This is a genomic window from Blastococcus atacamensis (genome assembly GCF_002938425.1).
Classification (GTDB): domain Bacteria; phylum Actinomycetota; class Actinomycetes; order Mycobacteriales; family Geodermatophilaceae; genus Blastococcus; species Blastococcus atacamensis.
Genome location: NZ_POQU01000122.1, coordinates 1 through 7,318 on the forward strand (window position 1 = coordinate 1; position 7,318 = coordinate 7,318).

7 protein-coding genes are annotated in these 7,318 nt (G+C 74.9%); 3 read left to right on the top strand and 4 right to left on the bottom strand.

Annotated elements, in window-relative coordinates; genetic code table 11:
* Positions 1 to 79: 79 nt before the first annotated feature.
* Both C5508_RS18385 and C5508_RS18390 read left to right on the top strand, forming a co-directional pair.
* Positions 80 to 691 carry a class I SAM-dependent methyltransferase gene (locus C5508_RS18385; RefSeq protein WP_157944149.1) on the top strand — a complete coding sequence of 204 codons (612 nt, stop codon included), beginning with the start codon at positions 80 to 82 and terminating at the stop codon, positions 689 to 691.
* Positions 692 to 761: 70 nt separating this feature from the next.
* Complete coding sequence (locus C5508_RS18390) at positions 762 to 1,649, top strand: haloalkane dehalogenase (RefSeq protein ID WP_104526368.1); 888 nt, start codon at positions 762 to 764, stop codon at positions 1,647 to 1,649.
* A gap of 18 nt (positions 1,650 to 1,667) precedes the next feature.
* On the opposite strand, the gene C5508_RS18395 is transcribed toward C5508_RS18390, so the two are convergent.
* Both C5508_RS18395 and C5508_RS18400 read right to left on the bottom strand, forming a co-directional pair.
* Positions 1,668 to 2,261 (bottom strand): TMEM165/GDT1 family protein, encoded by a 594-nt coding sequence (locus C5508_RS18395; RefSeq protein ID WP_104526369.1) that lies wholly within the window; start codon positions 2,259 to 2,261, stop codon positions 1,668 to 1,670.
* Between the two features lie 101 nt (positions 2,262 to 2,362).
* Positions 2,363 to 3,811, bottom strand: coding sequence for a diguanylate cyclase domain-containing protein (locus tag C5508_RS18400; RefSeq protein ID WP_104526370.1), 1,449 nt, complete (start codon positions 3,809 to 3,811; stop codon positions 2,363 to 2,365).
* Positions 3,812 to 4,048: 237 nt separating this feature from the next.
* On the opposite strand from C5508_RS18400, the gene C5508_RS18405 reads away from it, so the two are divergent.
* Entirely contained in the window at positions 4,049 to 5,155 is a 1,107-nt protein-coding gene (locus C5508_RS18405) for an MFS transporter (protein WP_232797282.1), read from the top strand.
* 8 nt (positions 5,156 to 5,163) lie between these two features.
* Here the strand turns inward: C5508_RS18405 and larC are convergent, their stop codons facing one another.
* Entirely contained in the window at positions 5,164 to 6,375 is a 1,212-nt protein-coding gene (gene larC / locus C5508_RS18410) for a nickel pincer cofactor biosynthesis protein LarC (protein ID WP_104526372.1), read from the bottom strand.
* A 22-nt stretch (positions 6,376 to 6,397) separates the two neighbouring features.
* A partial coding sequence (locus C5508_RS18415) for an AIR carboxylase family protein (protein WP_198598179.1) occupies positions 6,398 to 7,318 on the bottom strand: 921 nt, incomplete at its 5' end.

Genomic DNA, 7,318 nt, shown 5'->3' on the forward strand with positions numbered 1-7,318 from the left:
TTGTGTTGTTTTGTATGTTTGTTTTTTTCAAGTAGATGACTGCTTTAGAGTTCTAGTACGTTTTCGTGGCCTCGGAGATGTGTATAATGGACAGGGGCTGTTCGCCCGCGCGGCGAGCGACCGGGGGGCGCGGGTCACCGGCGTGGACATCGACGCCGACGCCGTCCGGCAGGCCGCCACGGCCGTGCCCGAGGGGACCTTCCTGGTGCGGCACGCGCAGGACCCGCCACCGGGACCGTTCGACGTCGTGGCCGCGGTGCAGCTGCTCATGCACGTGTCCGATCCGGTCGCCGTCCTCCGCCGGGCGGGCCGGGTCGGCGGCGTGGTGGCGGCGACGGTGTGGGGACGCGACCGGGAGTGCGACCTGCGCGTCCTCCAGGAGGCGCTGGCGCCGTCCCGCCCGGGGAGGGGACCGGCGGTGAGCGAGCCGGCCCGGCTGCGGGCGATGGCGGAGCGGGCCGGTCTGGTGGTGGAGCGCCTCGAGGAGGTGTCCGTGCCGTTCGACTACGCCGACGACGACGAGTTGCTCGATCCGCTCCTCGCCACCCCCGTGGGGCGCTCGGCGGCACGCCGGGCCGATCCGGACGCGCTGCGCGCGACCGTCCTCGAGGCGCTGGAGCCCTATCGGACGGGCAATGGGGCCTACCGGCTGCAGAACCTGTTCCGGGTGCTGGTCGCGCGGCCGGCCTGAGGCCGACCAGCTCCCGAGCCGCCTGGATCTCGGGCGGCGGTCCTCGCCGAAGCGGTGTGATGATCAGGTCATGGCCGACGACGTCTCCCCCGACGACCCGTTCCCCCGGAAGCGCGTGCAGGTTCGCGACGTCGAGATGGCCTACGTGGACGTCGGCGAGGGTGATCCGATCGTCTTCCTGCACGGCAACCCGACGTCGTCCTACCTGTGGCGCAACGTCATCCCACACGTCCGGCACCTCGGCCGCTGCATCGCGCCGGACCTGGTCGGCATGGGTCAGTCGGACAAGCTGCCCGATGCGGGCCCGGGTACCTACTCGTTCGCCACCCACGCCGCCTACCTGGAGGAGTTCCTCGAGGTGGTCGGTGCGACCGAGCGGGTGACGCTGGTCATTCACGACTGGGGGTCCGGTCTCGGCTTCGACTGGGCAGCCCGGCACCCCGCCGCGGTGCGCGGTGTCGCGTTCACCGAGGCGATCGTCACGCCGGTCACCTGGGACGACTGGCCGGCCGCGGCCCGCGGCATCTTCCAGCTCATGCGTGGCGCGCAGGGCGAGACGGCGGTGCTGGACAAGAACGTCTTCGTCGAGAAGATCCTGCCGGCTTCGGTGGCCCGCGGCCTCACTCCGAGGGCGCACGATCGCTACCGCGCGCCGTTCGCCGAGCGGGAGGACCGCTGGCCGACTCTGGAGTGGCCGCGGCAGCTCCCGATCGGGGGAGAGCCTGCGGCCGTGGTGGCCAGGGTCGAGCGGTACGGGGCCTGGCTGGCGGGCAGCGACGTTCCCAAGCTGTTCATCGACGCAGATCCGGGATCGATCCTCGTCGGCCGCCAGCGCGAGGTGGTCCGCAGCTGGCCGGCGCTCACCGAGGTCACCGTGGCCGGCAGCCACTTCGTGCCGGAGGATTCCCCGCACGAGATCGGCCGGGCGGTGGCGGACTGGATGCCCGGCCTGGGCTGACAGGCCCGCCTGATCGGCTCAGACCAGCGCGCGGACGGTCTCCACGACGGCGACGACGGCGAACACCAGGAAGAGCCCTGCGGCCACCCGCCGGATCAGCGGGATCGGCAGCCGGTCGGCGAGCTTCTTGCCGAGGAACACCGCGAGGCCGGAGACCACGAGCAGCGCCGCCCAGGCGCCGACGAACACCGACAGCGGCTCCTCGTAGCGGGCGGCCAGGCCCGCGGTGGCCAGCTGGGAGAGGTCGCCCCACTCCGCGGCGAAGAGCACGCCGAAGGAGATCGCCGCGGCGCGCAGGAACGACGTCTGCTCCCGGGCGTCCGCCGCCTCCCCGCCGTCCTCGGTGTCCCCGGCGCTGCGCCAGAGGATGACCGCACCCACGAGGAACAGCAGCGCGACGACGCCGGTGACCAGCGCCTCGGGCAGCAGCGAGAGCAGCGAGCCGGCGGTGACGGCGATGGCGACCTGCAGGCCGAACGCCGTACCCACGCCGACGAACACCGGCAGCGGGGGGAACCGGGTGGCCAGCACGAGGCTGGCGAACAGCGTCTTGTCGGGCAGCTCCACCGGGAGCACCAGGACGAACGCGGCCAGGACGACCGACCAGATCACGACGAACTCTCCTCCGCGCGGCGCTGCCGGGCGGGGCTCGGGCAGGCGATCTCTCGACCGGTAACGGTAGCGGGCCGGGGCGAGGCCCTCTAGGACCGGGATCAGCGCCGGCGGGTGGCCTTGACGCGGTACATCGCGGCGTCGGACGTCGCCAGAGCGCTGTCGGCGGTGTCGCCGGGACCGCACAGGGCGACGCCGATGCTGATGCCCACCGCGTGCTCTGCGCCGCTCGAGCGGCGCAGCGGCTGCTCGAACGCGGCGGTGATGCGGTCGGCGATGACCTGCGCGGCTTGCTCGCTGCCCACCTCGGGGCAGAGGACGACGAACTCGTCGCCCCCGATGCGCGCCACCGTGTCGCCGGGGCGGATCGCCGCGGACAGCCGCCGGGACGCCTCGACGAGGACCTCGTCGCCCGCGGCGTGCCCGGCGGAGTCGTTGACCGGCTTGAAGCCGTCCAGGTCGCAGTACAGGACCGCCATCCGGCGATGGGCGCGCTCGGCGGCGGCCAGGCTCTGGTCGAGCCGGTCCAGCAGCAGGTTGCGGTTGGGCAGCCCGGTCAGGGGGTCGTGCAGCGCGGCCTCGCGCAGCGCCGCCTCGAGGGCCCGCTGCCCGGTGACGTCGGTGAGGGCGATGACGACGCCGGTGAGATCGCCGCCGTCGTCGTGCACCTGGACCCCGGACCCGGAGACAAGGCGCAGCGGCCGGCCGGGGACGGCGATGCCCATCTCGGCGGAGTCCACGCGACCCTCGGCATAGACCCGGTTGAGCGGGACGTCCTCGTGGGGGAGCGGGACGCCGTGCACGTCGGTGAGCCCGAAGGTCTTCGGGATGTCCTCGATCGCGACCGTCGGGTCGGCGTCCAGGCCGTGCCAGTCGCGTGCGGCGGCGTTGAAGAGCGTGACGCGACCGTCCGCGTCCCCACCGATCACGCCCACCGGCAGCACCTCGAGCAGCGCGTGCGTGAAGGCGGTGGAGCGGGCCAGTTCGTCGTGCGCACGGGCCGTCTGCGCCCGGGCCAGCTGACTGGCTGCGGCGAGATCGGCGAGCTGACGGGCCTGCTGCCCGGCGCGCACCAGCGAGGTGACCGCTGCCCCGACGTCGGCGAGCCGCTCCCGGTCCTCGGCGGTGAACCGGTGGGGCGCGTGGTCGAACACGCAGAGCGCAGCCGCCATCACGCCGTCGACCACCACCGGGACGCAACCGAAGGCGCGCATCCCGCCCCTGCGGCCGTCGACCCAGGGGCTGCGGGCGAACCGCGGCTCTCCGGCGAGGTCGTCGAAGGTCTGCACGCCCGGACCGCGCTTCAGGAGCTCTGCGACGATCGATCCCTGACGTGGCCAGGGTGCGCCCCGGAAGCCGTGCGCGGCCATGACCCGCATGACCTCGGTGTCCATGGTGATCACCGAGGCGCGAGTCATGCCGGTGACCGCGGCAGCGATCCGGACGAGGCCCTCGAGCGCGGGGTCGGCGTCCATGATCGACAGTTCGCCGTCCGGCGCCAGGGCAGCCAGACGATCGAGCGCCGGTGCGGGCTCGGTCCTGCTGCTCATCGTGGCGTCCTTCCCGGTACGGCAGGCCGGTCCTGGCCGCTGGATCCGGTAACGGCGCGACCGCGCACCTCATTGAGCCCCCCCGGCCCAGCTCCCCCGCACGGGTAACTCCCCGGGACGGCCCGACGGTTCCCGTGCGACGAGCAGGGGCGGTCCGGGGCCCCGGAGCTTATGGTCGGGCCCATGCGCCGACGTTGATCCACACCTCCGCCCCTGCCCCCAGCGGCCAGGCCCCTCGTGCGCCTGGCTGTGTGCTGGGCGGCGCTGTCCGAGCTGATCCCGCTGTACCCCCTGTACGCGCTGCTGTTCCTGGACACCGGCGTCTCGGGGGTCGAGCTCTCGGTGCTGTTCGGCCTGTGGTCGGTCACCGGGCTGCTCGCCGAGGTGCCGGCGGGCGTGCTCGCCGACCGGTGGTCGCGGCGGCGGGTGCTCGCCCTCGCCGGGGTGCTGCAGGCGGCGGCATTCCTGCTCTGGACGACCGTGCCGTCTCCGGCGGCCTACGCCGTCGGCTTCGTGGTCTGGGGTGTGGCCGGCGCGTGCTCGTCGGGCACGGCGGAGGCGCTGGTGCACGACGGCCTGGCCGAGCGCGGTGCCGTGGAGCTGTTCGGCCGGGTCAACGGCTGGATGACCGCGGCCGAGCTGCTGGTGCAGGTGCCCACCGCGCTCCTGGCGACCGGGCTGTACGCGCTGGGCGGTTACGCCGTGGTGGGCTGGGTCAGCGTCGCGGCCTGCCTCGGTGCGGCCGTCCTCGCCCTGCGTCTCCCGGAGCCGGCGCGCACGGACGAGGACGACGGGATCGTCCCGGTGCGGCGCGAGGTGGTCGCCGCGCTGCGCCGCCCCGCACTGCTCGCGACGGTGGCCGCGGTCGCGGTGGTCGGCGGGCTCGACGGCATGGAGGAGTACTTTCCGGTGCTGGCGGCCGGGCACGGGGTGCCGACCGCCGTCGTGCCGCTGGCCGTGCTGCTGGTGTCGCTGGCCGGCGCGGCCGGAGCGGCGGCCGGGGGCCGCTTGGCGCGCCGGGGGGGCGGGCTCCCCGCCTGGCTGCTGACGACGGCCGGGGCCGGACTCCTGGTCTCCGTCGCGCTGCCGGCACCGGCCGCGGTCGCCGTGCTGGCGACGGCGTACGGGCTGTACCTGGCCGTGCTGGTGGCCGCCGAGGCGGAGCTGCAGCGCCGGATCACCGGGCCCTACCGGGCGACGGTCACGTCGGTGGCGGGGGTGGGCATCGAGCTGGGCTCGCTGCTGGTGTTCGCCGCCTGGGCCCTGGGTGGGCCGTTCGCCCTGGGGTTGCTGGTGCTCGCCGTCGTCCCGGTGACCGCGGTGGGCCTCCGGGCGGACCGCTGACCGAGGGGCTACTCCCAGAGCGGAGGTGTCGCCGCGAGGCGCTCGGCCGGATCGGCCGGATAGGCGGTCTCGGCGGCGGCGGTGGCCGCGCGGAGCACCTCCTTGACCGGCAGCCCGCGCTCGTCGGCCAGCGCGGCGACGTCGTCGAACTCGACGCTGACGTTGACCACGCGGTCCCCGGCGGCGGCGACCGTGACGCCCACCTGGCTGCCGAGCACGTCGACGGTGGCGGAGCTGCGCTCCAGGGCCACCTTGCGCGCCTCCACCACGCGCATGCCGGTGGTGGACGTCGTGGAGAAGACGGCGGACTGCACCGCGGTGACGGCGTCGGCCCGGCAGAGCGCCGACAGCATGTGCGCCGGACGGCCCCGCGGCACGAGGATCGGGGTGAGCCAGGCATCGGTGGCACCGGCCGCGAGCAGTGCCTCGAGCACCCCCGGCCACAGGCGGGGGTCCAGGTCGTCGACGTTGGCCTCCACGACGACGGGCCGCAGTGGAGCCGGCCGGCCCACCTCCCCCAGGACCAGCCGGACGACGCTCGGCAGCTCCTCCGGGTCGTCCTCGCCCGCCCCGGCGCCCACGCGCGACGGGCGCATCGCGGGCATCGGTGTCCAGTCGTCCACCCGGGCGGCCAGCAGCGCTGCGCCGACGGGGGTGCAGAGCTCGTCGGCGACCACCCCGGCGTGCACCGGGACGCCGGTGAGCAGCTCGAGCACCACCGCTCCGGGAACGAGGGCGAAACCGTGCGGCGTGGGGGTCGGGCCGCTGCCCAGCGCGACGGGCGAGGCGGTGAGCCGTTCCAGCTCGAGGTGCTCCAGGCAGGCGACCATGCCGACGATCTCCGCGAGTGCGCCGACCGTGCCCAGGGCGTGGGCCCGGATCTCCTCCGGCTCGTCCCCATGCGCCGCGGCCGCGGCGACGGCCAGCCGCTCCACCACGGCGAGTGCGCCGTCGCGGACCGCCGGGGGGAGCGTGGAGCCGCGGAGCAGCGCGCGCACGTCGGCCCAGGTGCGGTCGTCGTCGGACCCCGCGGTGTGCACGACGGCGCGGGTGGCCCGGAGGCCCTGGCGGCGCACCTGCTCTGCGCCCAGGCGCAGATGTTCCACGTGCAACGCCGAGATGGCCTCGACGGGCACGTCGAGCGGCACACCGACGTCGAGCAGGGCACCGAGCAGCATCTCGCCGGAGGCGCCGGCGGCGAGGTCGAGCCAGCCGATCACCAGGCCACCGCCCGCCCGCGTCTCACCGGGTCCTGCCGCTCCTCCTGGCCACCCGGGCGGCGAAGACGCCGGCGGAGTAGCCGTTGTCGATGTTGCTCACGGTCATGCCCGGCGTCGCCGCGGTCAGCATGGTCATCAGCGCACCGAGCCCGCCGAACGCGCTGGGCTGGCCGGTGGACGTCGGCACCGCGACCACGGGGACGTCGGTGAGAGCGCCGACCATCGTCGCGAGCGAGGCCTCCATGCCGGCGACGACGACCAGGCAGTCGGTGTCGGCGAACAGTGTCCGGTCGGCCAGCAACGACCGGGTCCGACTGCCGGCGACGTCGTCGACGCGGACGACCTCGGTGCCGGACACGCGCGCCACGAAGGCGGCCTCGGCGGCCACGGGGGCGTCGGCGCCACCGCTGCACAGCACGGCCACCCGGCCGGAGGGCTCGGGCACCGGACCGACGGCCGCGGCCGAGGCAGCGGCGTCCAGAGTGGTGGTGGCGCCGTGCTCGGTCGCCAGTGCCACCAGCGTCTCGGGGACGGCCCGCAGCACCAGTACCGGGCGGTCGGGGAACTCCCGGCGCGCCTCGCGGACCAGCGTCAGGACCTGCTCGGTGGTGCGGCCGGTCGCCCAGACGACGTCGGCCTCTGCCGCGCCGGCCGCGGTACCGAGCGCCGCGGGATCGACGTCGTCCACGACCACGGGCTCGACGTCGTCCACGACCACGGGCTCGGCGTCGAGCACCACGGGCTCGGCGTCCGCTCCGGCGGCGGCGGGCAGCGGGCCGAGCAGGGGCTCGGCAGCCCGCTCGGCGCCCAGGGGCGCGTGCGACCGGTCGAGCAGCGGGGCGAAGCCCGGCTCCTCGGCGAGCACGGCGGACACCGCGCGGAGGGCGTCGTCCATCGGGGAGGGCGCCGCGGGGGGAGCGGCCTGGGTCGCCTCCTGGGGGGC

Bases quoted from the DNA above. Each gene is read 5' to 3' on its own strand.
- C5508_RS18400 (WP_104526370.1), bottom strand. From the start codon at position 3,811: ATGAGCAGCAGGACCGAGCCCGCACCGGCGCTCGATCGTCTGGCTGCC.
- C5508_RS18390 (WP_104526368.1), top strand. From the start codon at position 762: ATGGCCGACGACGTCTCCCCCGACGACCCGTTCCCCCGGAAGCGCGTG.